The organism is Pseudomonas sp. PB105, from assembly GCF_009764655.1.
GTDB lineage: Bacteria > Pseudomonadota > Gammaproteobacteria > Pseudomonadales > Pseudomonadaceae > Aquipseudomonas > Aquipseudomonas cyclaminis.
Genome location: NZ_RWIO01000080.1, coordinates 1 through 1,792 on the forward strand (window position 1 = coordinate 1; position 1,792 = coordinate 1,792).

2 protein-coding genes and 1 pseudogene are annotated in these 1,792 nt (G+C 64.0%); all 3 read left to right on the forward strand.

Annotation, left to right across the window (positions count from 1 at the left end):
* Positions 1 to 305, forward strand: a pseudogene (locus EJD88_RS19235) (hypothetical protein); the annotation flags it as partial.
* 32 nt (positions 306 to 337) lie between these two features.
* Positions 338 to 1,240: a hypothetical protein gene (locus tag EJD88_RS19240; protein ID WP_158878767.1), complete on the forward strand. Its 903-nt coding sequence runs from the start codon at positions 338 to 340 to the stop codon at positions 1,238 to 1,240.
* A complete protein-coding gene (locus tag EJD88_RS19245) occupies positions 1,237 to 1,785 on the forward strand; it encodes a DNA-binding protein (RefSeq protein WP_112192999.1) in 549 nt (182 codons plus the stop codon). Before EJD88_RS19240 ends, EJD88_RS19245 begins: the two co-directional genes overlap by 4 nt.
* Positions 1,786 to 1,792: the final 7 nt, after the last annotated feature.

A 1,792-nucleotide genomic window follows, 5' to 3' on the forward strand; every position in this document is an offset into this window, starting at 1 on the left:
CGGCTATCACCGCTGGGTTTTGGTCCTCGGCCTTGGGCATGCGCCATCAGTACAGCAGCGAACTGAACGACCAACTCAATTTGACCGGTGCCGTGCTTGCTGGGCTGGACACGCTCTACGCCTGCCGCGATGAGGCTGGAGTGAGGGAGTTTCGCCCGCATACCTACGCGCAGATCCGCCAGGTCGGTGACGACTTCACCCTGATCAAGCAGCAGCTACTGCAGAAGGCATACGCTCTCAAGCAGCAGCTGGATGATGCGTTCAACGCGGGTGACCTCGAAGCACTGGAGGCTGTGAAGTGGTAAGCACACCAAGTGTTACCTGGGCGCCCGTGACCATGCGTTGGCCCGAGCAGTCCACCCAGTGGATGAGCCAGATGGCAGCGGCGCAGGGTCTCGCCGGCGGCGAGTTGGCCGGCACGGCGAAACGCCTGGCGGGTTTGGACGGCATGACCAGCACAAACCCGGGCCCGGTGGGCAATGCAGCGAAGGGCGCGATCGAGGCCGGCCGTAAAGCCTTGGCCGGGCAGATGGGCGAGGCGCCGGCGTGCCTGGCCGTGACGCCGTTTCAAAGCGGGATAGGGCAGGGCCGTGGCCACCAGCGGTTTTTGTCCGCGCCGAATTTGCTGCAGCAGCTGGCCGCCAAACTGGTCGACGCCACTGATAGCGGCCGGCCGGCTGGCCCTCAATACGCGCTGTCGCTGATGTTCCTGGGCACGCGCCTGGATCAGTTCGCCGAGACACTGGCGCGCTTTAATGCATTGCTACCGATCCCTGACCTGGTGCGCGCCGAACGTCGGGCGCGGAACCTGTCGCGGCTGGAAACTGAAAAGTGGGAGGTCCCCAGCGCCGGGCCTTTGCCGCGTTGGTCTGCACTGCCCCTGGAGCGCTGCACGCTGGTCAAAGCGGCCAAGCAATCCATGGCCGGCCAGATTGCCGTCTTGGAGAGCTACGCGGCCGACAGTTCACCCATGGGGGACTTGGCAGCGCTGGCCGGCCGCAAAGCTGCCCAGCAGCAGGACCGCAACAAACAGCTGAACGACCTGAAAGCCTTGCTGGCCGGCGGGAATGCCGATCACAGCATGCGTGCGCGGATCCTGGGCCCCGGTGACAACAACGAGCTGCGCCGTGCGTTGCTGCAGGGTGATGCACCAGGTCATGAGTGGGTGCTGTGCGCCGGCGTGTTGTTGGTCGGTTCGCGGGATGGCCTGAGCTTTGTTCGGGAGCTGGTCGGCCTATGACGCTATTACTCGACGGCCAACAGATCCTGGGCAAACGCCTAAAAATCACGGCCAACCTGCGTATTGAAAGCGACGATCTGTCGGGGCAGACCAGCAACAGCCAGACGGCGCACAAGGGCTTCAAACCCAAAACCCTGACGGTATCGTTGGCCATCCCCTTTGTTGACCAAGTGCAACTGCGTAGCCTGATGCGTTTGGCCGAGGCCACGGCCGGCGGTGGTCAACTCAAGATGTACCGCATCGTCAACGACACCGCCGCCGCATTCGGCATCCGCGAGGTGCAATTCAGCGATGGTGTGAGTGCGCGGGAAGACGACACCCTCAGTCAGTGGCTGGTGCAGTTCACCCTATCTGAAAAACTGTCCAACCCCGAGCGGGTGGAGAACCGTCGCGCCGGCAACGGCGTCACGTCGCAATCCGGCCCGGGTTCGGCGGTTGGCGGCGGCGCCGCTGGTGGGGGCGACGGCACCGGCAAGCCCGAGGAACTGAGCGGCTTTGAACGGACCTTGAAAAAGGTCGACGACTGGCTGGCCCCCACACCATGAAACTGCA